The sequence below is a fragment of the Erythrobacter mangrovi genome (genome assembly GCF_013260645.1).
In the GTDB taxonomy this organism is placed as follows: Bacteria; Pseudomonadota; Alphaproteobacteria; order Sphingomonadales; family Sphingomonadaceae; genus Qipengyuania; species Qipengyuania mangrovi.
Genome location: NZ_CP053921.1, coordinates 2,746,247 through 2,771,850, shown reverse-complemented (window position 1 = coordinate 2,771,850; position 25,604 = coordinate 2,746,247). Strand labels below are relative to the sequence as shown.

General features: G+C 64.4%; 22 protein-coding genes. 5 read left to right on the top strand and 17 right to left on the bottom strand.

Features of this window, described 5'->3' with window-relative positions:
- Window positions 1-58: 58 nt before the first annotated feature.
- Genes HQR01_RS13765 through HQR01_RS13755 form a run of 3 tightly spaced genes read right to left on the bottom strand, consistent with a single transcriptional unit; the run spans window position 59 to window position 4,055 of the window.
- The gene (locus HQR01_RS13765; protein WP_173215515.1) at window positions 59-1,666 is read right to left on the bottom strand and encodes a phytoene desaturase family protein; all 1,608 of its coding nucleotides are present in this window, start codon (window positions 1,664-1,666) and stop codon (window positions 59-61) included.
- Window positions 1,663-2,883 carry an FAD-dependent oxidoreductase gene (locus tag HQR01_RS13760; RefSeq protein WP_173215513.1) on the bottom strand — a complete coding sequence of 407 codons (1,221 nt, stop codon included), beginning with the start codon at window positions 2,881-2,883 and terminating at the stop codon, window positions 1,663-1,665. Before HQR01_RS13760 ends, HQR01_RS13765 begins: the two co-directional genes overlap by 4 nt.
- A 5-nt stretch (window positions 2,884-2,888) precedes the next feature.
- The gene (locus HQR01_RS13755) at window positions 2,889-4,055 is read right to left on the bottom strand and encodes an aromatic ring-hydroxylating oxygenase subunit alpha (RefSeq protein ID WP_173215511.1); all 1,167 of its coding nucleotides are present in this window, start codon (window positions 4,053-4,055) and stop codon (window positions 2,889-2,891) included.
- A 39-nt stretch (window positions 4,056-4,094) separates the two neighbouring features.
- Here HQR01_RS13755 and HQR01_RS13750 point away from each other — a divergent pair, with 39 nt between their 5' ends.
- Complete coding sequence (locus tag HQR01_RS13750; RefSeq protein ID WP_173215509.1) at window positions 4,095-4,691, top strand: TetR family transcriptional regulator C-terminal domain-containing protein; 597 nt, start codon at window positions 4,095-4,097, stop codon at window positions 4,689-4,691.
- 56 nt (window positions 4,692-4,747) lie between these two features.
- Here the strand turns inward: HQR01_RS13750 and HQR01_RS13745 are convergent, their stop codons facing one another.
- Together HQR01_RS13745 and HQR01_RS13740 are read right to left on the bottom strand one after the other, a co-directional pair.
- On the bottom strand, window positions 4,748-7,183 hold the full coding sequence (locus tag HQR01_RS13745) for a TonB-dependent receptor (RefSeq protein WP_234030183.1): 2,436 nt from the start codon (window positions 7,181-7,183) through the stop codon (window positions 4,748-4,750).
- A gap of 155 nt (window positions 7,184-7,338) precedes the next feature.
- Window positions 7,339-9,120 carry a tetratricopeptide repeat-containing sulfotransferase family protein gene (locus HQR01_RS13740; protein ID WP_173216435.1) on the bottom strand — a complete coding sequence of 594 codons (1,782 nt, stop codon included), beginning with the start codon at window positions 9,118-9,120 and terminating at the stop codon, window positions 7,339-7,341.
- Window positions 9,121-9,239: 119 nt separating this feature from the next.
- Here HQR01_RS13740 and HQR01_RS13735 point away from each other — a divergent pair, with 119 nt between their 5' ends.
- The 4 genes from HQR01_RS13735 (at window position 9,240) to HQR01_RS13720 (ending at window position 13,457) form a co-directional block, all read left to right on the top strand.
- Entirely contained in the window at window positions 9,240-10,007 is a 768-nt protein-coding gene (locus tag HQR01_RS13735) for an SDR family NAD(P)-dependent oxidoreductase (RefSeq protein ID WP_234030182.1), read from the top strand.
- Window positions 10,008-10,084: 77 nt separating this feature from the next.
- A complete protein-coding gene (locus HQR01_RS13730) occupies window positions 10,085-11,641 on the top strand; it encodes an acetyl-CoA acetyltransferase (protein ID WP_173215505.1) in 1,557 nt (518 codons plus the stop codon).
- The gene (locus HQR01_RS13725; RefSeq protein ID WP_173216433.1) at window positions 11,641-12,798 is read left to right on the top strand and encodes a CaiB/BaiF CoA transferase family protein; all 1,158 of its coding nucleotides are present in this window, start codon (window positions 11,641-11,643) and stop codon (window positions 12,796-12,798) included. Before HQR01_RS13730 ends, HQR01_RS13725 begins: the two co-directional genes overlap by 1 nt.
- Entirely contained in the window at window positions 12,795-13,457 is a 663-nt protein-coding gene (locus tag HQR01_RS13720) for a TetR family transcriptional regulator (RefSeq protein WP_173215503.1), read from the top strand. Before HQR01_RS13725 ends, HQR01_RS13720 begins: the two co-directional genes overlap by 4 nt.
- Here the strand turns inward: HQR01_RS13720 and HQR01_RS13715 are convergent.
- From HQR01_RS13715 to cysK, 12 genes are all read right to left on the bottom strand, one after another.
- Window positions 13,454-14,029 (bottom strand): NADPH-dependent FMN reductase, encoded by a 576-nt coding sequence (locus HQR01_RS13715; protein WP_173215501.1) that lies wholly within the window; start codon window positions 14,027-14,029, stop codon window positions 13,454-13,456. The genes HQR01_RS13720 and HQR01_RS13715 overlap by 4 nt on opposite strands.
- Window positions 14,026-15,525, bottom strand: a complete 1,500-nt coding sequence (gene glpD / locus HQR01_RS13710) for a glycerol-3-phosphate dehydrogenase (RefSeq protein ID WP_173215499.1) — start codon at window positions 15,523-15,525, stop codon at window positions 14,026-14,028. Before glpD ends, HQR01_RS13715 begins: the two co-directional genes overlap by 4 nt.
- 124 nt (window positions 15,526-15,649) lie before the next feature.
- A complete protein-coding gene (locus HQR01_RS13705) occupies window positions 15,650-16,564 on the bottom strand; it encodes an aldo/keto reductase (protein WP_173215497.1) in 915 nt (304 codons plus the stop codon).
- 241 nt (window positions 16,565-16,805) lie between these two features.
- A complete protein-coding gene (locus HQR01_RS13700) occupies window positions 16,806-17,321 on the bottom strand; it encodes a hypothetical protein (RefSeq protein WP_199800339.1) in 516 nt (171 codons plus the stop codon).
- 11 nt (window positions 17,322-17,332) lie between these two features.
- Complete coding sequence (locus tag HQR01_RS13695; protein WP_173215493.1) at window positions 17,333-18,808, bottom strand: amidohydrolase family protein; 1,476 nt, start codon at window positions 18,806-18,808, stop codon at window positions 17,333-17,335.
- Between the two features lie 90 nt (window positions 18,809-18,898).
- Complete coding sequence (locus tag HQR01_RS13690) at window positions 18,899-19,495, bottom strand: uracil-DNA glycosylase family protein (protein WP_173215491.1); 597 nt, start codon at window positions 19,493-19,495, stop codon at window positions 18,899-18,901.
- A gap of 390 nt (window positions 19,496-19,885) precedes the next feature.
- Window positions 19,886-20,428, bottom strand: coding sequence for a carboxymuconolactone decarboxylase family protein (locus HQR01_RS13685; RefSeq protein ID WP_173215489.1), 543 nt, complete (start codon window positions 20,426-20,428; stop codon window positions 19,886-19,888).
- Between the two features lie 116 nt (window positions 20,429-20,544).
- A complete protein-coding gene (locus HQR01_RS13680) occupies window positions 20,545-21,474 on the bottom strand; it encodes an AraC family transcriptional regulator (protein WP_173215487.1) in 930 nt (309 codons plus the stop codon).
- 65 nt (window positions 21,475-21,539) lie between these two features.
- On the bottom strand, window positions 21,540-22,154 hold the full coding sequence (locus HQR01_RS13675; protein ID WP_173215485.1) for an outer membrane protein: 615 nt from the start codon (window positions 22,152-22,154) through the stop codon (window positions 21,540-21,542).
- A gap of 176 nt (window positions 22,155-22,330) precedes the next feature.
- Entirely contained in the window at window positions 22,331-22,456 is a 126-nt protein-coding gene (locus tag HQR01_RS15350) for a hypothetical protein (RefSeq protein ID WP_267905493.1), read from the bottom strand.
- A 126-nt stretch (window positions 22,457-22,582) separates the two neighbouring features.
- Entirely contained in the window at window positions 22,583-23,992 is a 1,410-nt protein-coding gene (locus HQR01_RS13670; protein WP_173215483.1) for a pyridoxal phosphate-dependent decarboxylase family protein, read from the bottom strand.
- Complete coding sequence (gene cysK, locus HQR01_RS13665) at window positions 23,989-25,518, bottom strand: cysteine synthase A (protein WP_234030181.1); 1,530 nt, start codon at window positions 25,516-25,518, stop codon at window positions 23,989-23,991. The genes HQR01_RS13670 and cysK overlap by 4 nt, the downstream gene beginning before the upstream one ends.
- Between the last annotated feature and the right edge of the window lie 86 nt (window positions 25,519-25,604).

Genomic DNA, 25,604 nt, shown 5'->3' with positions numbered 1-25,604 from the left:
GGGAATCCTCTCTCGGTTTCAGGTAGGCGTAGCACCGCTAGCGGTGCCGTCGAAGGGGCTAAATCGTGGAAAAACGGCGCCAGTTGCCGCGATCGAAAATGACTTCGCGCGCGCAGTTGTGGCCGGGCGCACCGGTAACCCCACCGCCGGGATGGGTGCCGGCACCGCACATGTAGAGCCCCTTGACCGGCCCGCGATAGGCGCCGTTGCCCAAGACCGGACGTGCCGACCACAGCTGGTCGAGGCTCATGTGCCCATGCATGATATCGCCGCCGACCAGGCCGAACTTCTTGTAGAGGCCCTTGGGGCTGAGCACCTGCCGCCCCAGGATCGAGGCGCGGAAACCGGGCGCGTGCGCCTCCACCGTGTCGATGATCGTATCGGCGGCGGCATTTTCTTCGTCGTCCCAGTCGCGACCATCAGGCAGTTCCGGCGCAAATTGCTGGCAGAACAGGCTGGCGACATGCTGCCCTTCGGGGGCGAGGCTGTCATCGACTGTGCTGGGAATCAGCATTTCGACGATCGGCTTCTTCGACCAGCCATGCGCCTTCGCGTCGAGGAAGGCCTTGTCCATGTAGTCGAGCGTGGGCGCCAGGATGATCCCCGATTGGTGATGTTCGCCCGGCTCGGGCAGGCAGGTAAACTTAGGCAGCTCGCTCAGCGCCACATTTATGCGGAAGGTGCCCCCACCAGCTTTGAAGCCACGCATCCGGCGGCGGAAATCGTCAGGCTGGTGGCTCTCGTCGAGCATCTTGCCGTAGAGCAATTTGGGCCCGACATTGGCGATCACGCGCTTGGCCGCGATCTCCTCGCCGCTCTCAAGCTTGACCCCGGCAACCGCATCGCCGTCGACCAATACTTCGGCAACCGGCGCTTCGAGGCTGATCTCGACCCCGCACTGACGACAGACGTCGGCCATGATCTGGGTGATCGTGCCCATGCCGCCGATCGAGTGCCCCCAGGCGCCCTTCTTGCCGTTCACCTCGCCAAAGACGTGATGCAACAGGACATAGGCGCTGCCGGGCGTATCGGGTGAAGCGTAATTGCCGACAACGGCATCGAAGCCGAAGGCGGCCTTGACCGCTTCGCTCTCGAACCATTGGCCTAGGAAGCTGGTCGCCGACTTGGTGAAGAGATCGAGGATATCGCGCTTCGCTTCCAGCCCCAGCTTGGCCATGCCCCAGCCTTGCGAGGCACCGGCCAGCAGCGTGCGCAACCCTTCGCCGACATTCGGCGGCGACTTTAGCGCGAGGTCGCGCAGCACCTCGGCCACGCCTTCAAGCGCGTCGTAATAGGCGGGCAACGCGTCGGCGTCGCGGTCAGAGAACTTGCGGAATTCGGCCTGCGTGCGCTCGAGCCCGCCACCGAGCTTGAGATAGCCGCCGTCTTCCTGGGGCAGGAAATTCGAGATCGGCCGCTCGATCACGCGATAGCCATGGTCGTGCAGCCGCATGTCGCGGATGACCTTGGGCTGGAGCAGGCTGACGGTATAGCTCGCCACCGAATTGCGGAATCCGGGGTGGAACTCCTCGGTCACCGCCGCGCCGCCGACGACATCGCGCCGCTCGACAATGCGAACCTTGAGCCCTGCCTGGGCCAGATAGAAAGCACAGACGAGCCCGTTGTGGCCCGCACCGATGATCACGGCGTCGTATTGCTTGGTCATGCAAACTCTTTCGCGAGAGGGGATTGGATGTGCTGTCGGCCAAAACCGAGGCCGATGATCCGGCCCGGAATGCGCCTCAACAGCGGTATGGCATTGAGCATCCGCACAGCCAGCGGAACCTGATTCACGGCCCCGCGCAGCATGGGCGCAATAACGCGCCTATGGGCCGCGCGCTGGAGAGCTTGCATGCGCACCACCGCCGACCAGCGCCTTTCCTGGACCTTCGCCAGGAGCGGGTCGGGATCCTCTCCGGCGGCGAGTGGTGCGGCAAGTATGTTGGCTGCGGCAACTGCGTCCTGGACCGCCACGTTGATGCCAACCCCGCCGACCGGCGACATCGCGTGGGCAGCGTCGCCAATGGCGAGCAGACCGGGACACCACCAACGCGTTAGCCGGTCGAGCGAGACCGACAGCAGCTTGACGTCATCGAAGCTGCGGATGGACTCGATGCTCGCGGCGAGGCCGGGGACGACCGCCACTGTGCTGCGGCGGAAGGCCTCGATCCCGCGCGCCTCGATGGCGGGAAAGGCCCCCTTCTCGATAATGCGTGCACATTGCCAATAACCAGTGCGGGGAATCGCGACGATCATCGCCTGCCGATTGATCGTACCCAGCGGTACATCGGCACTCTCACCGGTTTCGGGCATTGGAACGCGAAACCACAGCACGTCCATCGGCGCGCCCAGGTCTTCGAGCGGCAGGGCTGCGGCCTCGCGCAGGACCGAACGGCGGCCATCGGCCGCGATGACGAGGCGTGCAGGAATCGCTCCGCCACCGGCCAGCGTAACTCCATCGATCCGGCCCGAAGCATTGCTGGTGACACCGACAGCTTCGGTCGACATGCGCAGGTCGAAAGTCGAGAAGCGGGCAGCGTGGCGCGCGATGAAGTCGAGCAGATCCCACTGGGGCATCATCGCGATATACGGTGCGGCTACGGGCAGATGCCTGAGCGACCCGATCGTATACCGTTTGCCGAGCAGGTCGAGCGTGGCGGTGTCCAGACGCGAGTGCGGCAGGCACAGCAGCTCGTCGAGCAGGCCAAGCTCGTGGAACAATTCCAGCGTCGAGGGATGGACCGTGTCGCCGCGAAAATCGCGCAGGAAGTCCGCATGCTTTTCCAGCACCGTAACTTGGACCCCGGCTCGAGCCAGCAGCAGGCCGGCAATCATCCCGGCCGGACCGCCACCGACGATTACGACGGGGAGCACCTTGCCCATTGCAGCTAGCCCCGGCTCCAGCCAACAGGGGGTTGCTGTTCGAGACGTGCCTCGGGAATGATTTCGCGCATGCGCTTGCAGAAGTGCTTGAGACACACCTCCTTGTCGGAGAGCGGGCCCATCGAGAAGCTGCGCGATGCCATGCCGTCCTGCACGCGGGTGATCAGGGCAGTATCCTCTGCATTGACCTGCCGGTTGATACGCCAGTTGCAGTAGCGCGCGGCGCGCATCTCGCGGCGATCATCGGGCAGGACATAGCTGATCTCGCGGATCAGGCAGGTCGTGGGACCGGTCGGCAGCCACTGCATGAAATCGACCTGGTCGGGATAGATGTCGAAGGCGACGTTCGGCCACAGCTTGAAATAGAGCCAGTGGCGCTGGCTCTGCTCGGGCAAGTGCGGCACCGGCGGAAGCAGTTTCTGGTACATGCGCTCGGACCAGTTGGCGCTCTCGCGGTCGACCATATCGCCCCACATGCGGTCGACATTCGCCTCCGCCTCGACGCCGTAGCTCTTGCCGAACAGGCGGGTTAGGCCGGGATGCGCGACCGGGATGTGCAGGCCATCGGAATAGTTGTCGCCAACGTTCTTCCAATTGACCGAGCGCGGCCGCAGGGTGACGCGGCCCAAGGCGGATAGTTCCCCGAACCGGTAGGGTTCGACCATCGCCTCGTAGGGCGCCATCATCTCGGCGACACTCGGTCCGCCATCGTCCTGCAACCGGACGAAGACGAAACCGCGCCAGATTTCGAGTTCGACAGAGACGAGCCCCGCGCGGTCCTTGTCGAGCGTCGGATAGCTGGCGCTATCGGGCACACCGGTCAGCCGACCGTCGAGGTCATAGGTCCATGCGTGATAGGGGCACACAAGCTTCTTCGCGCAGCCCACCGCGCCGTCGACCAGTCGCGATCCGCGGTGGCGGCAGACATTGGTGAAAGCACGCAGGACATCGTCCTTCCCGCGCACCACGATCACGCTCTCTCCGCAATAGTCGAGCGTGTGCCAATCTCCGTGGTTGGGGACGTCGCTTTCATGGCAGACGACTTGCCAACTCGGCCGGAACACGCGGTCGAGTTCGAGGCGGTAGAATTCCTCGTCGTGGTAGGTCCAGGCCGGCAGGCTCCACCCGTCAAGCGGGTCACCCGCGACTTCCTCGATCCTCTGCGTTGCCATCGCCTGCTCCTTACTATACGATCGTATAACAAGCTGACCATGAGCGCACAACCCGCCTTTACCCGCGCCGATCCGGATGAGCGCCGCCAGAGCCTGATCGAGGCGACTGCCCGCGTGCTGGGCGAGAAAGGCGCAGCGGGTATCTCGGTCCGCGCGATCTGCGCCGAGGCGGGTGTCTCCCCCGGGCTGCTGCGCCACTATTTCGCCGGGGTTTCAGATGCCATCGCCGAAGCCTATCGCTGGACCGGCCAGCGCATCGGCGAGGCGCTGGATGCGGCCGTGGCGGAGGCCGGAACCGACCCGCGCGCGCGCATTCTGGCCTATCTTACCGCCAGCTTCCGCCCTCCTATCGCCACCCCCGACCTGCTCGCGAGCTATATCGCTTTCTGGAGCCTGACCCGCAGCGATCCGGCGGTAGCCGCGGTGCGAGCGGAAGTTTACGGCGACTATCGCGTTCGCCTCGAAGCGCTGCTGGCGCAATGGCGCCCCGACCTGGCCGATCCCCCACTGACCGCAATCGCCCTGACTGCGCTGATCGACGGGTTGTGGCTTGAACTTTCGCTGGGTGACGCGCCGTTCACCGCCGCGCAGGCCAGCGCGCTGGCCGAACGCTGGCTCGACAGTCTGTGCGGGTGACGAAAAAAGGGCCGGGGTTTCCCCCGGCCCATTCACGGTGAATCCTGCGCTTCGACCTAGAAGTCGAAGCCGGCCTTGATGCCCACGATCCGCGGCTTGATCACCACGTCGTAGAACACGCCGCCGGTGGAGCTGATGCCATCCGGGTCGCCACAAGTGGTTTCGAGGCACTGCACGCCGCTGTTGATCACGCCGCGACTGTCGAACAGATTGGTCGCGAAGAGTTCGAAGCGGAGGTTGTCCTTCTTCACGCCGATGCTGGCGTCGAAGGTGGTATAGGCTCCGAACGTACCCTTGAGGTCGTTCTCGAACGGCCGCAGATCGCTCCGGCGCTTGCCGACATGCGCCAGTGCGCCCTGCACATGCGCGTCCCATCCTCCCAGCGGGAATTCGTAGCGAGCGATGGCATTGCCCTTGAACTTCGCAGTGATCGGCAGCCGCGTACCCGACGGCGCCAGCAAAGAATTTCCGTCAGGGACCGTACAGTCGAAGTCCTCGTTCGCAATCGCGCAGAAGTCGCGACGGATCTTGGCATCGTTGTAGCTGCCCGAAAGCGACAGGGTCAGGCCATTGGCGCGATAAGTCAGGTCGGATTCGACACCGCGAATGCGCGCGATGCCGGCGTTACGGATCTCGGTCAGGCCGTTGAGACCCAGGAAGGACAGCTGGATGTCATTCCAGTCTTCCTGGTAGATCGCACCGTTGAAGGTGACATCACCGAAGCGCGTCTTCCACCCGAACTCGTAGTTGTCGAGCGAGTCCGGACCATAGTCGACATCGCCGCGGCGGTTGATGCCGCCCGGGCGGAAACCCTGCGACCAGGTCACATAGACCAGCGCATCCGGGTTGATCGTATAGGTCGCATTGAGCTTGTAGATCGCGTCGGTGTCAGACGTGACCTTGTCGAGGTTGGTACACGGCGTACCGTCCACGATCGGCGGAGCCAGCGTCCCGGTGGGGTTCTGGTTAAGCGGCGTACCGTCGGTGGTGAAGCAGCCCGAAACACCGGTACGTGACGAGAAGTCCCGCGCGTAACCGAAGAAGCCGACCAGCGAGTTCTTGTAGCGGTAGACGCGGGCACCGCCGGTCAGGGTCAGGTTATTGGTGATGTCGAAGCTGAGTTCACCGAAGGCCGCATAGTCGCGGTCGACGCGATCCTGGCGGGTCAGCCAGATATTGCTCTCCGTGCCTGGCACGGTGAAGAAATCGACGATGTTGTCGATGATGTAGTTCTGCTCGATCTCGTGCTTCTGACGCTGCGCGAACAGGCCGCCGATGAAGCGGATCGGCGCATCCTGCGGGCTCGAAACGCGAATTTCACCGAAATAGCGACGGTACTTGTCGCCGCCCTCGATGTACTGGTTCGGGCTGACGAGGTCGTAGTTGTTGTCGTAGAAATAGGCCCCGTAGCCATACAGCGCATCATAGAAATAGGCGTAATCCGAATAGTCGGCATCGGTCCGGTCACGGCGCCACAGGTGGCCGCCGGTAGCAACCAGGTCCCAGTTGCCGATCTTGCCTTCGATGGTCAGCGCGGCCTGGAGCCACTTGTCCTTCGAATATTCGGGATTGTACTGCACCGTCTGCAGGTCGCCATTGACCGCGGTCGAACGCTCTTGCGCGAAGCTGCCATGCGCGGTCTGCACCTGGCCCATGACCGTGGGACGAACGGTCCAGTCGTCATCCAGTTCGATGCCCAGGGCAACGCGTGCACCATAGGTATCGACGTCGTTATAGTCGTCTTCGACGAATTCGGAATTGTCCTGGGTGATGCCCGAGGTCGGATAGGTCCGGCTTCCGGCGATATTGTCGATGTAACCGCCGTCCTTGCGGTACCAGCCGACGACGCGCAGCGCAGCGCGATCGGACAGGGCAAAGTTGTAGAAGCCCTCGATCGTGCCGCCGATATCGCCATGGGCAACGCTGTTCAGCTCGACGTCCATGGCGCCGTAATTGTCGCCATAGTCGGGCTGGTTGGTGACCAGCTTGATGGTACCGGCCATCGAGCTTGCGCCATAGAGCGTGCCCTGCGGACCCGCGAGCGCTTCGACGCGGGAAAGGTCATAGGCGTGAATGTCGAGCGCGCCCTGGATGGTCGTGATCGGCATTTCGTCGAGATAGGTGCCCACCGTCGGCAGCGAGGCCGAGTGGTTCGCGTTCTCACCACTGGCGACACCGCGGAAATAGACCTGGCTGAAGCCCGGTGCGGCGGTCTGGATGGTAACCGAAGGCAGGAACTTCACAACGTCCTGCAGCTCGCTGACCTGCAGCTGGTCGAGCGTTTCGGTGCTGAGTGCGGTGATCGATGCCGGCACGTCCTGCAGATCCTGCGCGCGCTTGTTGGCGGTCACGATGATCACGTTGCGATCGGCTGCGCCCTGCGCCGCGTCAGTTGCGTCCTGCGCGAAGGCCGGACCAGCGACCGTCAGTGCGGTCCCGGCGAGCAAGCTCGCCGCCATGCTGAGGCGACGGGTCGAGTGCTCGAATGCCATAGTTCCCTCCTTGGATTGCGTCCCTGTTACCTATCCGCCACTTTCTGGCGCGCTTGCCAAGCCTTGAGGCATGCCGTGCGTCGAATCCCCACAGCTTTCCGTCGAACCTATGGCGTTTTTGCAACGACTTCATGCCGTCACGCGGTATTTTCTCGCTAGCGCGCGTATGTTTGCGGCAAATCACCCAATGCGGTTTCGAGAGGTCCGAGCCAGGCGCGATAGGGCTCCCACTGGCCAACCCCGTCGCGATTGATCGGCCGGCGGACCTGTTCGGAAGACGCCGTGCGCACGGCACGCTCGTTGCGGTGGAACTCCATGCAGGCGTCTTCGAAGGGCAGGCCAAGATAGGCCAGCAGCGCGCGCACCTCGGCCTCCGGATCGTCCAGCAGTTGCTCGTGGATCACCTTATGGATGCGAGCCGGCAACACTGCATCATAGTGATCCATCGCCCGGATATAGTCCGCATAGTAGCGCCCGATATGGTCGAGCGAATAGGAGAAGCCCTGTCCCTTGGCGAAGTGCTGGCGGAAGTTAGAGAAGCAGCAATCCAGCGGATGCCGCCGCGCATCCACGATCTTCGCATTGGGCAGGATCAGGTGGATGAAGCCGGCATAGCTCCAATTGTTGGGCAGTTTGTCGATGTAGAACGGTTTGCCGGTCTTGCGCTGCACGCGCGTGCGTTCGAGGAATTCGGCGCCCAGTTCGGCGAAGCGTTCGCTCGGCATCTCCGCCACGGCATCGGGCCAGTCGCGCAGCTCGCCGCCTGACTTCTTCGCCTCGCGCATGGCCATGGCGGGGATGTCGGGCAGTTCCATGGTCCCTTCGACCTGGCTATGGCTGGCGAGGATCTGCTCGAGCAGCGTCGACCCGGCGCGCGGCAGGCCAAGGATGAAAACCGGATCGGGCGTCGGGTCGCCGACGCCTTTATTGGCCGCAATGAATTCCGGGGTCAGTACCGCGATCATCCGGTCGACCTGATCGGTGATCGCCTGCGGATCGTAACCCAGTTCTTCGCTGCGCAGTGCGTTGCCACGTTCGTAGTGCTTGAAGCTTGGTTCGGCCTGCCTACGATCGGCATAGGCCTTGCCCAGTGCGAAGTGCAGGTGCAGCGCGTCTTCATGCGCAGGTTCACCCGCCAGCGCCGCCTCCATCGCGGCGACGTCCTCATCGGAAAAGCTGACCGTCTTGAGGTTGGCGAGGCTCCACCAGACTTCACCAAGGTCCGACTGGACCGCCAGCGCGCGGCGATAGGCGGCGACACCTTCTTCCTGCCGCCCCACGGTCTTGAGCATGTGGCCGTAGCTCATCTGCAGCTTGGCATGATCGGGGAAGGTCTCAGTCAGTTCGCCATAGAGCTTGAGCGCCTCGTCATAATCGCCGATCCGGCCAAGCGTGGCGGCCATGAGGTTGCGATTGCCGGGGCTCGCCGGATCGCGCTCAAGCACTTCGTCGAGAACCTTGGCGGCCTCTTCGTAGCGACTCTGCTTGTAGAGCACATTGGCGAGATTGGCCCGTGCGGCGGTGAAGCCCGGGGCGAGTTCAAGCGCCCGCCTGAGCAGTTTCTCGCTATCGCCCAACCGCCCGATGCGCGCCGCCAGTTCTGCCATCAGGCGGATCGCAGCGACATCGGTGGGCTGCTGCGACAGGCGCTGGCGCAGCATGGTTTCGGCTTCGCCCAACTTGCCGTCGGCCAGCGCCACGGCGATGCCGATCATCTGCGGATCTTGGGTGGTTGCGCGGATGGCCGCCAGTTCCGCCGCCTCGGCCGCCTCAACATCGCCCAGCTTGCGCAGCGCGCGGCCCATCAGCCGGTGCGCGGGCGCATTGCCTGGATCACGGGTGAGCGCGGCGTGAAGCCGCTCGACCGCCGCGACCGGATCGCTCTCGACGAGCGCAGCGATGGAAACTGGCTTGGTTGTGGGTGCGCCGCTGGCCATGGCGTCGCCTAACACGCTGCCCGATGCTGTCAAACACCTGCCACGGCTTGGCCCGGTGGATTGACGCCCTCCCACCATCCGCGCACAAACCCGGCGACAGGGATGAGGAATTTCAAGCAGTGACTGTGGCAGGATCTCGACTGGACGGCCGGACCGTCCTCATCACCGGCGCCTCGGGCGGACTGGGCGAACATTTCGCGCGGATTTGCGCGACTGCAGGAGCCAGGGTGGTGATCGGTGCGCGACGGACCGAACGGCTGGAGACTATCGCGGCGGAGCTGGAGGGACAGGGCCAGCCCACGCTGGCGATCCCGCTCGATGTCACCGACCCGGCCACGATCGCCGCCGCCTTCGACGCGGCAGAGGCGCGCTTCGGGCCGGTCGACAGCGTGATCGCCAATGCCGGGGTCGAGAAATCCGGACCCGCACTCACGCTCACCGCCGAGGATTTCGACGCGGTCTTCTCGGTCAATGCCAAGGGCGTGTTCCTGACCGCCTGCGAAGCGGCGCGGCGGATGATCGCCGCCGGGGTGGCCGAACGCGGCAGGGTGCTGCTCGTCTCCTCGATCACCGCGCATAGCGTCGCGCCGGGGATCGCGCCCTATAGCGCATCCAAGGCCGCGGTCAGCCACATGGGCCGGCTGCTGGCGCGCGAATGGGCACGCACGGGACCCAATGTGAACTGCATCTCGCCCGGCTATATCGCCAGCGACATGGTGGCCGACTGGTTCGCCAGCGAAGGCGGCCAGCGTCATCTCAAGAGCTTCCCGCGCCGCCGCCTGGTCGAAGAAGACGGGCTCGACGGTGCGGTACTTTACCTGCTTTCCGACGCGGCGAAGAACACCACCGGGGCGGATTTGACGGTCGATGACGGCCAGTCGCTCTAAACCGGCGACGAACGCCGCTTGACGAATCAAACGATCATTTCAAATATGCGTTTGCAACTCTGGGGAGAGCAGATGCAATGGTAGAGGCCAGCCAGCCGATAGATGGACGCACGCCGGTTCTGGTGGGCGCGGGACAGGTCACCAGCCACTGGGCGGGCGAAGACGCGGCGAGCGCACCCTCGCCGCAGGACCTGCGCCGCGATGCCGCAGCGCTGGCGTTAGCCGATAGCGGACAGGAGGACGCGCTGCGTGGCGCGATCGACCTGGTCGTCGCCGTGCGCACCACCCCGGATTCGATCCCCGGCGCGCCGCAGCCCTTCGGGCGCTGCGCCAATCCGCCCGCCACCGTCGCCGCCGATCTGGGCATCGCCGGCGCGCGGGGGATCTATTCGCAGCTCGGAGGCGACCAGCCGCAGTCGCTGGTCAACGAACTCGCTGCTGCGGTCCATGCGGGCGAGACGCGCGCGGCACTGCTGGTCGGGGCCGAGGCAACCCGCGCGCTCAAATTCGCGGCACGCAAGGGCATGGCGCTCGACTGGACCCGCTCTGCGGAAGGCGAGATGGAAGATCGCGGCTTCGGCGGCGCCTTGCTCTCGCCCTACGAGATCGCCAATGGGCTGGGTTCGCCGACGCAGACCTATCCCGCCTTTGAACACGCGCTGCGGGTCCGCATGGGCCATACCCGCGAACAGCATATGCGGCTGATGTCCGAACTCTGGGCCGGCTTCGCCAAGGTGGCCGCGGCCAATCCCCACTCGCAATTCCCCGAAGCGCATTCGGCGGATTACCTTTCGACCCCCAGCGCGGGGAATTACCCGATCGCCGATCCCTATCTGAAATGGCACGTCGCGCAGGACGCGGTGAACCAGGCGGCGGCGGTGGTGATCACCACGGTCGCAGAAGCCGAGCGGTTGGGCATCGACCGGTCGAAATGGGTCTTCCTTCACGGCCATGCCAAGGCCAAGGATACGATGGTCACCGAACGCGCCGACCTCTCGCGCTCGCCGCCGATCGAACTGGTGCTGAAGCAGGCACTCGAAACCAGCGGCAAGCAGGTCGGTGATATTGCGCTGTTCGACCTCTACAGCTGCTTCCCCGTCGCGGTGCTACTGGCGACCGAGGCGCTGGGGCTCGACTGGCGCGCAATGCCCGCCACGCTGACCGGCGGGCTCCCCTTCTTCGGCGGGCCGGGCAACAACTATTCGCTCCACGCCATCGCCACCATGGTCGAGCGCCTGCGCGAGCGGCCCGGCGACTATGGCCTGATCCTCGCCAATGGCGGGTTCCTGACCAAGGAAGCGGCCGGGGTCTATTCGACCGAACCGCCCGCGCAATGGGCGCCACAATCGAGCGCGGCGATCCAGGCCCAGGTCGATGCGCAGACCGCGCCGCCGCTGCTGGCCGAGGATTGCAACGCCACCGTCGAAACTTACACCGTGGTCTACAAATCGGGCCAGCCCTCGCGCGGCTATGTTATCGGCGCGAGTGACAAGGGCCGCATCCTGGCGCGCACGGGCAAGGACGATGCCGCCATACTTGCCCAACTGGCGGCCCGCGATGCGGTGGGCCGAACGGTGCGGGTGGAAGTGCGCGATGGGATCAACACCATCGCCGCGCTGGGAGAGGCGGCGTGATGGCACCCGGCGATGGCCAGAAGATGCTGACCGGCATCAAGGTCGTCGACCTCACCAGCGTGGTCTTCGGCCCCTATTGCACCCAGATGCTGACCGACCTCGGCGCCGAGGTGACCAAGGTCGAGAACCCGCAGATCGGCGATCCTTTCCGCTATGCCAGCCCACCCGCGGCGACCCCGGGCATGGGCCCGGGCTTCATCGCCATCAACCGCGGCAAGAAATCGGTCACGCTCAACCTCAAGGACCAAGCCGACAAGGCGACGATGCTCGACCTGCTGCGCGACGCGGACGTTTTCGTGTGCAATGTCCGCGGCAAGGCGATGGAGCGGCTTGGACTAGACTACGAAAGCCTGCGTGCGATCAACCCTGAACTGATCTACGTCCATTGCGTGGGCTTCGGGCAGGATGGCCCCTATGCCGACCTGCAGGCCTATGACGACGTAATCCAGGCGGCCAGCGGCACCGCCACGCTGCTGCCGCGCGTCGACGGCGACCCGCGCGCCCGCTACCTACCCTCGCTGATCGCAGACAAGGTTGCGGGCCTCCATGCCGCGCACGCGGCGCTCGCCGCGATCGTGCACAAGCTGCGCACGGGGCGCGGGCAGCATGTCGAAGTGCCGATGTTCGAGACCTTCACCAGCTTCATGTTGCTGGAACACCTCGGCGGGCTGACCTTCGATCCGCCCAATGCGCCGGTGTGTTACAAGCGCCAGATTGAACCCGATCGCCAGCCCTTCCCCACAAAGGACGGCTATATCTCGATCGTCCCCTATATCGACGGCTCGTGGCAGAAGGTGCTCGACCTGCTTGGCGACAGCAGCATCCTCGAACGGCCCGAATATGCCGATACCGCTTCGCGCTTTCGCAATATCGAGGGGCTCTATCGCGAGATGGCCCGGCTGACGGCGGGCTTCACCACCGAGGAACTGCTCGCACTGCTGCAACAGGCGGACGTCCCGGCACAGCCGGTGCGCGATATCGGCGATATCCTCGACGATCCGCACCTGGCGGCAACCGGCTTCTTCCGACGCCGGAACCACCCCAGCGAAGGCACGGTGGTGGAAATGCATCCGCCCTTCGCTTTTGGCGATTTCGACTTTCCCGACCACGCGCCGACCCCGCGGCTGGGCGAACACAATGCGGAGCTGGGTCGGTGACCCGGATCGCGGTGAGCGAGGCGAAGCGCGCGCCCAACAAGACCCGCATGCGGATCATCGAAGCGGCGCGCGAACTGATGATCGAGCACGACCACCTCGACATTTCGATCGCCGAGATTACCGAGCGGGCCGAAGCGAATATCGCGGCCGTTAGCTACCACTTCGGCGGGCGCGAAGGGCTGATGGTCTCGATCGCCCGCGCCGATGCCGATGAACTGATCGCCGACATGGACAGGCTGCTCGCCGCATCGATGTCGCCCGACCAGAAGCTCTACGCGCATGTCCTCGGCGTGGTGCGTGCCTACCAGCGGCGACCCTATCTCCATCGACTGCTGCACAAGCTGCTGCGCGAAGGGTCGAGCGAGACTGCGACGCTGGTCGGCGAATTCTTCGTCCGCCCAGTCTACAACGCGCGGCGTGCAATCCTCGACGACGGGATGGCGCAGGGCTGCTTCCGCGCCGTCGATCCATTCCTTGTCGCGCACGCTCTGGAGGGCGCCTGCGCACAGATTTTCACCTCAGCCGCTTCGCGGGCAGTCGTGCTTGGTATCGATCGGCTCGACTGCGAAATGGTCGAGCGGTTCGGACGCAGCACCGCCGAGCTCGTGGTGCGAGGGGTATTGTCGCCGCAGGCCCTTGCCACTCGCGGCAACAGCTAGGCATAGTTGCTCCCCGCAGCGAACTTGCCCGCCGCTGAAATCACCTGCTCGCCAACCAAACGCAGCTGTTCGCGCGCACGGTCATCGATACATTCGCCGTCGGTCGAGAAGAGTTGTTCCGCCGTGCGCAGCGTCACCCCCAAAGGAGTCGGCCAGCCGCGCAGCGCGTGGACGATCCCCCGCATGGTCAGCAGGGTTCCCATCGCCGCCTGGTCGCCATAGGCGGTGGCGATAAGGCCCACCGGGCGTTCATGGAGGTAGGGCCTTTCGTCCTTCGAGAGGTCTTCGAGATAGTCGAGCGCATTCTTGACCAGGCCCGAGATTGTCCCGTGATAGCCTGGCGCCGCGACGATCAGGCCATCGGCTGAACGAACCGCTTCGACCAGTTCGGTGCCGCTCGTCTCGCCATGGCCGGTGCCGCGATAGTGCGGTAGCGCGCCGAGGTATTCACCGCCGAAGACGGTTACCTCGGCCCCGGCCTCGATCGAGGGGCGCGCAGCATAGCGCAGCGCCATTTCGGTCGTGCTGCCGGGATAGACCGTGCCGCCGATGGCGACGATGCGCAGCGTCATGCCGCAATCCTTTCGTTGCAATAGTCGGCCAACACCGCGGCCTCATGGGGGGATAGGCGCAGACCCAGCTTGGTACGCCGCCAGAGGATGTCCTGCGCCGAGCGCGCCCATTCCCTGTTGCACAGGTAGTCGACTTCGCGCTGGGTAAGCCCATGGCCGAAATGCGTACCACATTCGGCAAGGCTGGCGGCATCGCCGAGGATTTCGAAGGTCGTCGTGCCATAGGCATGTGCCATGCGGCGAACGCTCTGCGGTTCGAGGAAGGGATAGCGTGCGGCAATTCGGCCGATCAGCGCATCGATCGTTCCATGCACGAAATCGCCGCCCGGCAGCGCCACGTCGCCCGTCCAGCCCGAGCGGTCCTCAAGCTCCAGCCTTTCGCCCAGCAGGTCGACCGCTTCCTCAGACAGATGGCGGTATGTCGTCAGCTTTCCGCCGAACACATTGAGCAATGGCGCGCCTTCGTGCCGGTCCGAAAGTTCGAGGCGATAGCCGCGCGTCGCGGCCTCTGGCCGCCCCGATCCATCTTCGACCAGCGGACGCACCCCGGCATAGCTCCAGATCACGTCCGCAGGCGCAATCTGGTGGCGGAAGAAGCGGTTGGCGCCTTCGCAGAGATAGGCAATCTCCTCCGCGCTCGCCTCGACATGGTCCAGCGGGCCGTGATGGTCTGCATCGGTCGTCCCGATCAAGGTGAAATCCTCCTCATAGGGAATGGCGAAGAAGATCCGCCCATCGGGCAGCTGGAAGAAGTAGGCATTGTCGTGGTCGAACAGCTTGCGCACCACGATGTGCGAGCCGCGCACCAGCCGCATCTTGCTGGCATCGGGCACCTGCCCCGCCTTGAGCACGTCGAGCGCGCTGGGGCCGCCGGCGTTGACCAGCGCACGGGCATGGAAGGTCTCACCCCCGGCCTCGACATGCCAGATATCGCCTTCGCGCTTAAAGCTCGTCACCCGGTAGTGCGTGCGCACCTCCGCCCCGCGGTTCGCCGCATCGCGGGCATTCAGCACCACCAGTCGCGCATCGTCGGCCCAGCAATCCGAATAGACGAAGCCCTTGACGAATTCGGGTTTGAGCGGTGCCCCGGCCGGATGGCGATCGAGGGCGATGCTTTCGGTCGCCTTCAGCTCCTTGCGGCCGCCGATGTGGTCATAGAGGAACAGGCCCAGCCGCAGCAGCCAGCGCGGGCGCAGGCCCTGCACATAGGGCAGGACGAAGCGCATCGGCCAGATGATGTGCGGCGCGATTGCCCACAGGCGCTCGCGCTCCGACAGTGATTCACGCACCAGCCCGAATTCGTAATGTTCGAGATAGCGCAGTCCGCCATGGATCAGCTTCGACGAGGCGGAGGAAGTTCCCCGCGCCAGGTCGCCGGCTTCGAGCAACACTACACTGGCCCCACGCCCGGCAGCGTCGCGGGCAATGCCGCAACCGTTGATGCCGCCACCGATCACGGCGACATCGTAAATTGTGGGGACGTCGTCAGCTTTCATGTCAGAATGGGAGCGGTCCGTGCTGGAAATGGGATGGAACTATCGCAGTGTCCGGGGAACACGTGCTTCGCGGTCCTATGACGATAGGGCTGCGGAATAAAGGCCGCGTTGCGCCCGATCTTCGTTAGGGCATCTTCGCGCCTCGCGCAGCAACGAGGACGGCATACCAATCCTGCCTAGTCCAGCGCATGGCCAACGCCTGCACGCACTCCGCGATCCGCGCGGCATTCTGCGAACCGATGATTGGGACAATCCCCGCCGGATGTGCCATCAACCAACTGTACGCCGCGACCGGACGGGTGACGCCCTGCTCCATGGCAATCCTGTCGAGTTCGCTGGCTACCGCCTTGTCGCGCTCGCTCTTTGGGGCAAGCAACCGCCCGCCGCCGATTGGCGACCAGGCGAGCGGCGTGAAGCCAAGGCGCATCGCCTGGTCGAGTTCGCCGTTCTCAAAGCAATCGATCTTCAGCGGACTAATCTCGGGCTGGCTCGCAGCCAGTGGCGTGTCGAGAAAATGCGCCAGCGCCTCAATCTGCGCCTGAGTGAAGTTGGAAACGCCGAGCGCGCGGATCTTGCCCGCCGACACCGCATCCTCCAGCGTGCGAGCTACCTCCTGTGGGTGTGCAAGGATATCGGGGCGATGGATCTGGTAGAGGTCGATTGTATCGACCCGTAGCCGTCGCAACGACGCGTCAATCGCCCCTGGCAGGTACGCGGCCGACTGATCGTATGGCAGTGGCGGCATTATCCCGCCCTTGGTCGCCAGCACCATGCGGCCGCGCAGCGCGGGTTCGGCAACCAGTACCTCGCCAAGCAAGGCTTCCGCGTCGCCGAAGCCGTCCTTGCCATTGAAGCCATAGATATCGGCCGTATCGAGCAGGGTGATCCCGGCGTCGAGCGCTGCGTGCACCAGGCTTGCCGCTTCTGCGACGGTGCGGCCATTCTCGGTCAGGCGCCACATACCCCAGGCGAACGGGCTGATTTCGATAGCGCTCCCGCCGAGTAGACGCGATGTAGGCGGTGGTGGTAGTTGCGTCATTCGTTGTCCCTGGGTGTACGAAACGGGGCGCGCTCCATGTGATGGTACGGCAGACGCCGGTCCCTGCCTTGCTTGCCGTCGCGGAGAGGTGCGATCGCCGACGATATCCGTGCGGGCACCGGCTGCAAGCGGTGATTGCGCCCGGCCCACGCCTGCTTAGGGACGCCACGCGCGTAGCTGAGAGTGCCAAATCCAGGCAATGTGGACGCTACTGCGGTTTATCTGAACCCTTGCGCCTGACTTACTTGCAGTGCAGCTCCTGCCTTGCACCAACCTGCCAGGCCCACCTGGTGAATTGCACCCCGGCGTGCTCCACAATGCCTGTCGGCTGGGCACCCATGCGCATCAGCGCACGCGGCGAGCGGCTCAATGGCAGCAGGAAGGTCACCTCGTTCACGGTCGTTTCGCGCGCGAGCCAATCGAACGAGGCTGCGGCGATCTCTCGACCCTTCGAGAAATGGTCGGGATGCAGCACGAGACCGAAATCCCAGTCGCGCCCTTCCTTCTGGAAACCTCCCCAGCCGGCGTATTCGCCATCATAGTGGATCGCCCAATGGCCCAGGCCGTCGTCATCCCAGCATTTTGCCTTGGCTGCGACAAACCCATCCACGGTCGCAAGATCCCACTCACCCGTGAGCAGGGGCAGGTGTTTGGCGATCCGCGGGTCGCGCATATGGTCGAGCAGCACTGCACGCGGGATCTCTTCCAGCCGATGGAAGCTGATCCTGCCGAAACTCGGCTGAGTTATAGTCTGCACTTGGCCCAACCTCATTTGCCGCCGATTGCGGCGCCCAGCTGCTCGGGGGTGATCGGATTGCCCTGGGCGGCAAAGCCTTCGAAGACGTTGGCGAATGTCCGCTCATTGTCGTGCGCATTGGCCAGCGACGCTAACCCGGTTTGGCCGCGCAATTCCTCGGCATCGATCAGATGCCCGCGAAAGATCACCGCTTCGGGCTGGCGCAGGCAGCGAGGGTCCTGGAGCGGATTGCAGCGATAAAGGACCAGGTCGGCGGCACAACTTGCCGCAACGCAGCCGGATCGGCCGGCAAGGCCCAGTACGCTGGCTGGCGTCGCGGTCGCTGCCTTGATCGCCTTGAATGGCGACTGCAGGGCCTCCGCCAGCAGCTCGACCTCTTCGATCAGCGACAGGCCCGGCACATTGACGAAGATACCGGAATCGCTTCCGGCGACGATCTGGACGCCTTCTTCATCGAGCATGCGGGTGAAAGCCTGGTAGAATTCGGCACGCTCGCGCTCACGCCGGGGGTCCTCCTGCGACCAGCGGGCGATCGACTGACCCGCAACCAGGCGCGCCAGCGGTGACATGGTGCCGATACCCGCGCGATAGGCATAGGCGCCGCCCGATTGCGCAACTTCTACCAGGTTCTGGTGGGCGATCAGCGTGGGCGTGACGGTTTGCCCCTTCTCCGCGAGCTGGCGGGCAATGCTCCGCGCACCCGCAGGATCGATTTCGCCGTGCAGCCCGTGCCAGGCCAGCGATTCCACATGTTCGACGGTTTCGAACGGGACCTGCATGACCTTCTCGAAATCGAGTTCGAACGAAATATGGCCGTTAGTGTCGAACGTCCGCTTGCCTTCGGGGGTATGCCCGGTGATGGCCATTCCGAGACCGGCAGCTTCGTCGCTGGCGGCGGCAAAGGCATCGGGAGCGAGGTTGGAGTAGACCTTTATCCGACGGTACCCGACCTGATACTGCTGGCGCACGGCGGCGCGTGCTTCTTCGGCGGTGCTGACGATCTGGTGGTAGATCTGGGCATCGGGCCCGGCGCTGTTGAGGATCGGACCCGACGTAAGCAGCCTTGCTCCGCAGACTTCACCCTGCTCAACCTGCTGGCTGAGGCGCAGGTGGAACGGCATGCCCGAAAGATTGCGCACCGTGGTGACGCCATGCATCAACTGCGCCGCCAGCTCGGTCTGATCCCAGACATGGGCATGCATGTCATAGAGGCCGGGGATCATGGTGAGGCCCGTGCCATCGACGACTGTGACGTCGTCGTCGATCTCGCTCGCGTGGTCGACGATCCGCGCGATCCGGCCACCCTGCACCAAGACCGAGACGCCGGACCGGACGTCCGGCCTTTCGCCGCGAAAATCGACGGTCGTCACGCCTTCGATAAGCAAGCTTTCACCTGCCGATCCACAGGCATACGGCTGCGCGTCGTTTGTCGAACTTGCACGCGCCTGCACGGACCAAGCCAGCGCGACGGCGGCACCGGCGGTCAAAGCAAGAATTTTCGAAATCACAACGGCCCCCCGGATCCTGGACCTGTTTCGTGCGAGGTGTGCGGTCGGTTACACTCGCCGATAGCTTTGCTAGGCCGCAGCGATCAGTGCGTGCACTCGTTCGCGCAAGGCCGGGATCACTTCGGCTTCGAACCAAGGGTTGCGGGTGAACCACATGCGGTTTCGCGGACTGGGGTGGGGCAGGACGATGGCGGATGGCAACGTCTCACGCCACTGGCCCGTCAAGTTCGCCAGTGTCTCCTTCTTGTCGAAGCCGTGCCAACTCGCCGCATAGCGCCCGAGGACGATCGTCAGCTGTACACCGTCCATCCGATCCAGCAGCCTGCTGCGCCATTGAGCGGCACATTGCGGGGGCGGTGGAAGGTCGCCCCGCTCCCCGGACCCTGGGAAGCAAAAGGCCATCGGGACGACGGCAAACAGCGAACTGTCGTAGAATGCATCACGGTCGATCCCCAGCCATTGGCGTAGCCGGTCGCCTGACGGATCGTCGAAGGGAATTCCCTTGTGATGTGTGCGGCTGCCTGGCGCCTGGCCGGCAATCAGGATGGGAGCCCGCCGGTTCCATTGCAGGATCGGGCGTGGGCCCAATGGCAGAGTATCGCAGGTGCTGCAGGAACGGATAGCACCAAGCAATGCCGCATCGCTCGTGTCCGTTTCGTCTGTCATCTGCTGGTCCCCCTGCTTGTACTCATCCGGTTACGGGCCTTGCGCATCGATACGAGAGCACCGTGGCAAGTCGCTAGATCGCCGGCGGCTATGCGCGCCGCAATTCTGGAGACCCAACCACAGCTTCGGCGAAAGATATGCTGCGGTTACCATAGTTGGGCACCGAAACCGGATTGCCCTGAAAAAGTGATGGCGACGACCGCATCCGCTGTGGGGGTTGGGAGGTTTCAGAAACGATCGCCGCCATCGGCAGGGCGTCATGACAACGCAACTGCCAGGCTGTAAATTCTGGACCAATCGGACCGGACATGGGCGACCCTGCCCGTCCGGTCCGACTGGAAGGCACACGAGACACCACCGTGAAGGCGGCGTCACACACGCCCCTGCCGGTTAGGCAGCCTTTGTCGAAACGACCGGGAAATCGATCTCGGTCGCAGCGATGTGGTTGAAGTAATTGGTGAAGATGTTCAGCGCGGTAACCGCGACGAGTTCCACCAGGTGACCGGCGTCGAAGCCAGCCGAATAGAAGTCAGCAACGTCGGCGTCGCTCAGCACGCCGCGCTGGTTGACGATCTTGCGAGCGGTTTCCACGATCTTGCCGTCGGCCGAAGCGAGCTGGCCGCCGCTGATGACGGTCTGCATATCGGCGGCGTCGAGGCCAGCCATCTTGCCAAGCGCGCTGTGAGCCGAAGCGCAGTAGTCGCAGCTGTTGGCGCTGGCAGCGGCAAGAGCAGCGAGTTCGCGCTGGGCGTCGGTGAAGCGGCCGTTGCCGAGGGCGCCGCTGAAGCCGAGGTAGCCTTCGAGCGCGGCAGGCGACTGAGCCATGGTGCGCATGATGTTGGGCACGCCACCCATCTTGCCCTTGATGGCAGTGAAGAGCCCAGCGACAGCCGCATCCTGGGTGTCGAGGGGAAGTGCTTCGATCCTTTGCATGTTCTATCTCCGTAATTGCGTTTGGACGCGGCGGAGATGCGCAGGGCAAGACAATTGAGCAAGGGACCGGCCTGTTATTGGGATTTCCTGCTAACTGAAGTAGACGTTCTGCAAAGCTACGCCGCAAGGCGTGCACGAAAACTGGTCGGCGATTCACCAAACATGTTGGCAAAGGCGCGCGTGAATGCGGCGGGCGACTGATAGCCGATTCGTCCCGCGACTTCCTGAATTGAGACTTGCCCCTGCCGCAGAAGCGCACAGGCCTTCTGCAGGCGCCATTCCGCAAGATAGGTGAGTGGACCGCAGCCGACGAGCTCCTGGAAGCGTGCGGCAAAGCGGCTGCGCGACATCGCTGCCTCGCCGGCGAGCGCTTCGACCGTCCAGTTGGCGGCGACGTTGTGATGCATCGCCTGCAGGGCCCGCGAGATCTTGGGATCGCCCAAGGCCTCCATCAGTCCCGCCAGCTGAGGCGACTGCGGTGCCGAGGACCGGACGGTTTCGATGAAGATTATCTCGGACATCCGCCGCACGACCGCCATCGAGCCGGGATTGTCCTCTGCCATCTGCCGGGCCATCAGGCGCAGCGCCTCGTCCAGCCAGAACGCCGAGCTGCGCATGCTGGCGCTGACGTGAAGCAGTTTGGGGAGCGATCGCAGTAATGGATGGCTACCGCCCACAGCAAAATCGAAGTGCCCGCACATCAGGTGGGTCGCGGCGTTCTCGCAACCTTCACCCACGACGAACACCGGACCGCCGTCATATTCATTGTCGGCCTTGACTTGATCAAGCGGTGCAGGCTCGCGATCAGGCGTATCGGAAAGGATGTGGGCCGCCCCGCCTGGAACGAGGACCAGATCGCCCTGGCGCAGGAAAACTGGCGGATCGTCACCCGTGCGAACGTAACAATCACCTTGGACAGCATAGTGGAAACGGATCACCGACGCATAGTCGGGCACATTGATCGAGAACGGGTTGCTGAAGCAGGTGCGGAAATAGAACTGCCCCTGCAGCGATAGCGAGTCGAGAATGTCGCTCAGCAAATCCATCGAACCACTCCATTCAACCCATTGGGCAAGCGGCGCCGGACCTTGGGTCCGACGCCGCCAACCTTTTAGAAGTTCCAGAGAACGCCGGCCAGAACCTGGTGGCGATCCCAGCTAACACCGCCGTTCTTCAGATCGGAATAGCGATACTCGATACGGCTGCGCAGCTTCGACCCAAACGCGTACTCAACGCCGCCGCCGACGAGCCAGCCGTCGATATCGCCTGTGCCGGTGAACGGCGAATTTCCCGCTTCCGCCAAGGCGACCTCGACGCGATTGACCTGATAGCCGCCGCGGGCAAAGACCATCGCGTTTTCGCTCACAAGATAGCCGATGCGGCCGGTTGCTTCGTAGGTATAGTCCGGGTCCAGGTCGATCGACGCAGTGCTGTCGCTCAGTCCGAACTGGTCGTCGGCGCCGACTCCAATGGCGGCTTCGACGCCAAGCCGCACGCGCGGTGCGACGGCGAAATCATAGCCTGCAAACAGCTGGAAATAGGCCGAATCTTGCGAGAATTCGTCCGGCAGTCCGACACCGTCGTTCAGTTCGAAGTCGATCTCGTCACGGTTGTAGCCCGCAGCCACACCGACGAACGGTCCCTCAAATTCCTCTGCCATCGCGGGTGTGGCGAACGATGCAAAGGCAATCGACGCGATAAAGAGAGCGCCAAGTCTGGTAGTCATATTCAATCCCTTTTTTGGTTCGCGCTCCATCTGGGCGCCGCCACTTTGTTGGGATTGTAAGACGGAATGCAAACGCACTCGTCAAGATAAGGACAGCATGCAATTCACGCGGGACGATGTGCAAAGTTTCCTCGTGTCAACGCGAAGGCCACGCAAATGGGTCAAGGACCGATGGTTCAGACCATCGGTCCCTGGGCTGCGAAGAGAGCCAGCGTAAAGCCGACAGTGCCAAACGTGCTGGCGAGCGATGCGAGAGCGATAGCGGCTTTCTCGCGGGCGGTTTCCTGAGTCAGTTCAAACATCTCGATTTCCTTTCCAAGCTTGTCGCCACTGCGGCGACAAGAGATGGATAGGAGAGCTCGGTATCGGGCGTATTTCACGCTCAGGGGCAAAAGGTTTCAATTGTTGCTTGCAACCGTAGGTCCGCATCATGCGGCGCGGCGTGCGAGATCCAGCCAGAACCGCTCGACATCTCCGACCAGAGAGCGGATGAAGGTATCGGTCGTTGCCCCGCAGGTGATCGAGAAGCGTAGCAGCTTGCGCCCGCGCCAATCGGCAGTGCGGACGAAGTAACGGCCGGTCGCATTCAAATGCGACGCAACCATCTCCGTCAGGTCGGCATCCTCATGGGTGAACGCAACCGCGAGCTGGTTTAGGTACACCGTGTTCACCACGTCGACGCCCGGCAGGTGGCGCAGCGATTGGGCGAGAAGGTGGGTCGCGTTGCAATGCTCTTCGACCATCCGCTCGATGCCAAGCCGCCCCATACTCTGCATCACCGCCCAGACGGCGAAGCCGCGGGCGCGGCGGGAGAGTTCGGGGACAAAGTCCGCATTGTTGCGCGTATCGCGCATGTCGGGAAGATAGCCCGCCTGCATCGCCATGGCGCGCCGGTGGCAGCGCTGGTCGCGCACGATCGCGAAGCCGCAATCGTAGGGAATCTGCAGCCATTTGTGGCCATCGACCGACCAGCTGTCGGCGAGGTCGATATTGTGGGCGATGTGCCGCAGCCGGCGGCTGGCGCGCACCCACAGCCCGAAGGCGCCGTCGACGTGGAGCCAGGCCCCGAATTCGCGGCAAAGCGCGGACACGCGGGTGAAGTCGTCGAACCCGCCGGACATGATCTGCCCCGCCTGCGCGATGACGATCCGCGCCTCGACCCGGTCGCTGCGCATCGCCTGTTCGAGCGCAGTGCAATCGAAGGTCCCGTCCGCCAGCGAGGGAATCCGGCGGATCTGTTCATCGCCGAAGCCGAGATAGCGCAGCACCGAGTAATTGGTCACATGGCCATCGTCGGAAATGTAGATCGCCACCTCAGGACAGCCGAACAGGCCCTTGGTCTCGAAATCGTGGCCCGCGCGCTCGAGCACGGCCAGCCGCGCCGCCGCGAGCGCGGTGAAGGCCGCCATGGTCGCCCCGGTGGTGAAGCCGACCGAGGCTTCGCGCGGGAGGTCGAGCACATCGAGCAGCCAGGCTGCGCTCGCCGCCTCGGCCTGCGCCGCGGCGGGTGAACTGTCATAGAGGCAGGCGTTCTGGCCCCAGGTCGCGGCGAGCCAGTCCGCGGCGATCCCCGCGGGATGCGAGCCGCCGATGACCCAGCCCATGAAGCCCGGCTTGGTCGAACCAGTCAGTCCCGGCCTGGCGGCGGCATCGAGCGCCGCGATGACCTTGCGCGCCTCGCGACCGCGGCGTGGCAACGGGATATCGAACCCCGAGGCTTCCGCGCGAGGCGCTGCACCCGGATCGAGCGCCGCAGCCCCGCTGCGGTATTCCAGCGCCAGCTGTGCAGCCAGCTCTAGCGCCTCGTTCGCGGCGAAGCAGTCGGGGTCCGCGCTCACCGGGCCTGGAGCCATTTGGGGAGGAGCGAATAGGCGTTGTCGATGCCCGATGGGCCATGCGCCACCCCGGCGTCGTCGAGCAACCCGGCGAGATCGCCGGCATTATGCGCATCGAACAGTTCGGTCGCGCCGCCTATGTGCTGGCCAGCGATAAAGACCTGCGGCACGGTGGGCGCACCGCTGATCTTGCCCAGCGCGCGGCGCACGTCCGCGGCCCATTCGACGTCGGCATATTCGGACCCATCAAGCGCTATCTCGCGATAGGCCACGCCCATCGCATCGAGCAGCTTGCGGCCCGACCAGCAGAATTCGCACCATTCGAGCGAGAAGAACACCAGCGGGGCGCCCGCGCCCTCGATCAGCGCCTTCACGTGATCCAGCGCCTCGGCGCTCGGTTCGGGGGCAGGCGCGGCCGGGGCTGCAGGCATCGGGGCCGGGGCGTCGAAGCGGGCACCGGGTGTCGAGCGCGAAATCTCCATCTCGCCTTCGTCCATATCCTCGAGGATATCGGCAAAGAGCGGGGTCGACATGTAGCGTTCGCCGGTATCGGCGACCATCGCCAGCACCCGCGAACCGGGCGGCAATTCGCTGGCGAGTTTGCGCGCAGTGGCGAAGGTCGCGCCAGAGGTGATGCCGCAGAAAATGCCTTCCTCGCAGGCTAGCTTGCGCGACCATTCCATCGCCTCATCGCCGCTGACCAGGCGGATCTCGTCGATCACTCCCTGGTCGATGGCCTGCTGCGTGACATGCGGGATAAAGTCGGGCGCCCAGCCTTGCATCGGGTGCGGGCGGAAGACCGGGTGGCTGCCCACGGGCGAATTGTCCGTGGCATAGGCCTGCGCGATACCCGAACTGAGGACCGCCGAATTGGCCGGTTCGCAGGCGATCACGCGGGTCTGCGGGCTATGCTTCTTGAGCGCGCGGCCGACGCCGGCGATGGTGCCGCCGGTGCCCAGGCCGCTGACGAAGGCATCGAGCGGCGCATCGGCGAAATCGGCGACGATCTCCATGCCGGTGGTGAGTTCATGGGTCAGCGCATTGTTCTCGTTCTCGAACTGGCGCGGCAGGAACCAGCCGTGCTCCCTGGCCAGTTCGCGTGCCTTGTCGACCATGCCCGTGCCCTTGAGCGAGGCGGGCGTCAGCACGACCTTGGCGCCGAGGAAGCGCAGGATCTTGCGGCGTTCGACGCTGAAGCTTTCGGCCATCACGATGACCAGCGGATAGCCCTTGCGGGCGCAGACCAGCGCCAGGCCAATGCCGGTATTGCCGCTGGTCGCTTCGACCACGGTCTGGCCGGGCTTCAGCGAGCCGTCGCGTTCGGCGGCCTCGATCAGGCCCAGCGCCAGCCGGTCCTTGACCGATCCCAGCGGGTTGGCGCTCTCCAGCTTGACCCAGACCTCGCGGCCCGGGGGGGAGAGCTTTTCGGCCAGCACGACGGGCGTGTTGCCGATGAGATCAAGGACGGACCCGTGCCGACCACCCATCATCGGGCGGGGGGTGTTGGGGAGAGGGAGATGGGCGGTCATGGCACGGGTCCTGGGGCTGTGTTTCGATGCCCGGACACTGGCCCCCGCGCGTTTCAGCCGGATATCGCGGCGCGGCGTTTAGTGTT

Bases quoted from the DNA above. Each gene is read 5' to 3' on its own strand.
- HQR01_RS13765 (WP_173215515.1), bottom strand. From the start codon at position 1,666: ATGACCAAGCAATACGACGCCGTGATCATCGGTGCGGGCCACAACGGG.
- HQR01_RS13750 (WP_173215509.1), top strand. From the start codon at position 4,095: ATGAGCGCACAACCCGCCTTTACCCGCGCCGATCCGGATGAGCGCCGC.
- HQR01_RS13760 (WP_173215513.1), bottom strand. From the start codon at position 2,883: ATGGGCAAGGTGCTCCCCGTCGTAATCGTCGGTGGCGGTCCGGCCGGG.
- HQR01_RS13675 (WP_173215485.1), bottom strand. From the start codon at position 22,154: ATGACTACCAGACTTGGCGCTCTCTTTATCGCGTCGATTGCCTTTGCA.
- HQR01_RS13715 (WP_173215501.1), bottom strand. From the start codon at position 14,029: ATGACGCTGCGCATCGTCGCCATCGGCGGCACGGTCTATCCCGGCAGC.
- HQR01_RS13730 (WP_173215505.1), top strand. From the start codon at position 10,085: ATGGTAGAGGCCAGCCAGCCGATAGATGGACGCACGCCGGTTCTGGTG.
- cysK (WP_234030181.1), bottom strand. From the start codon at position 25,518: ATGACCGCCCATCTCCCTCTCCCCAACACCCCCCGCCCGATGATGGGT.
- HQR01_RS13690 (WP_173215491.1), bottom strand. From the start codon at position 19,495: ATGACAGACGAAACGGACACGAGCGATGCGGCATTGCTTGGTGCTATC.
- HQR01_RS13685 (WP_173215489.1), bottom strand. From the start codon at position 20,428: ATGCAAAGGATCGAAGCACTTCCCCTCGACACCCAGGATGCGGCTGTC.
- HQR01_RS13740 (WP_173216435.1), bottom strand. From the start codon at position 9,120: ATGGCCAGCGGCGCACCCACAACCAAGCCAGTTTCCATCGCTGCGCTC.
- HQR01_RS13705 (WP_173215497.1), bottom strand. From the start codon at position 16,564: ATGACGCAACTACCACCACCGCCTACATCGCGTCTACTCGGCGGGAGC.
- HQR01_RS13745 (WP_234030183.1), bottom strand. From the start codon at position 7,183: ATGGCATTCGAGCACTCGACCCGTCGCCTCAGCATGGCGGCGAGCTTG.
- HQR01_RS15350 (WP_267905493.1), bottom strand. From the start codon at position 22,456: ATGTTTGAACTGACTCAGGAAACCGCCCGCGAGAAAGCCGCTATCGCT.
- glpD (WP_173215499.1), bottom strand. From the start codon at position 15,525: ATGAAAGCTGACGACGTCCCCACAATTTACGATGTCGCCGTGATCGGT.
- HQR01_RS13725 (WP_173216433.1), top strand. From the start codon at position 11,641: ATGGCACCCGGCGATGGCCAGAAGATGCTGACCGGCATCAAGGTCGTC.
- HQR01_RS13755 (WP_173215511.1), bottom strand. From the start codon at position 4,055: ATGGCAACGCAGAGGATCGAGGAAGTCGCGGGTGACCCGCTTGACGGG.
- HQR01_RS13680 (WP_173215487.1), bottom strand. From the start codon at position 21,474: ATGGATTTGCTGAGCGACATTCTCGACTCGCTATCGCTGCAGGGGCAG.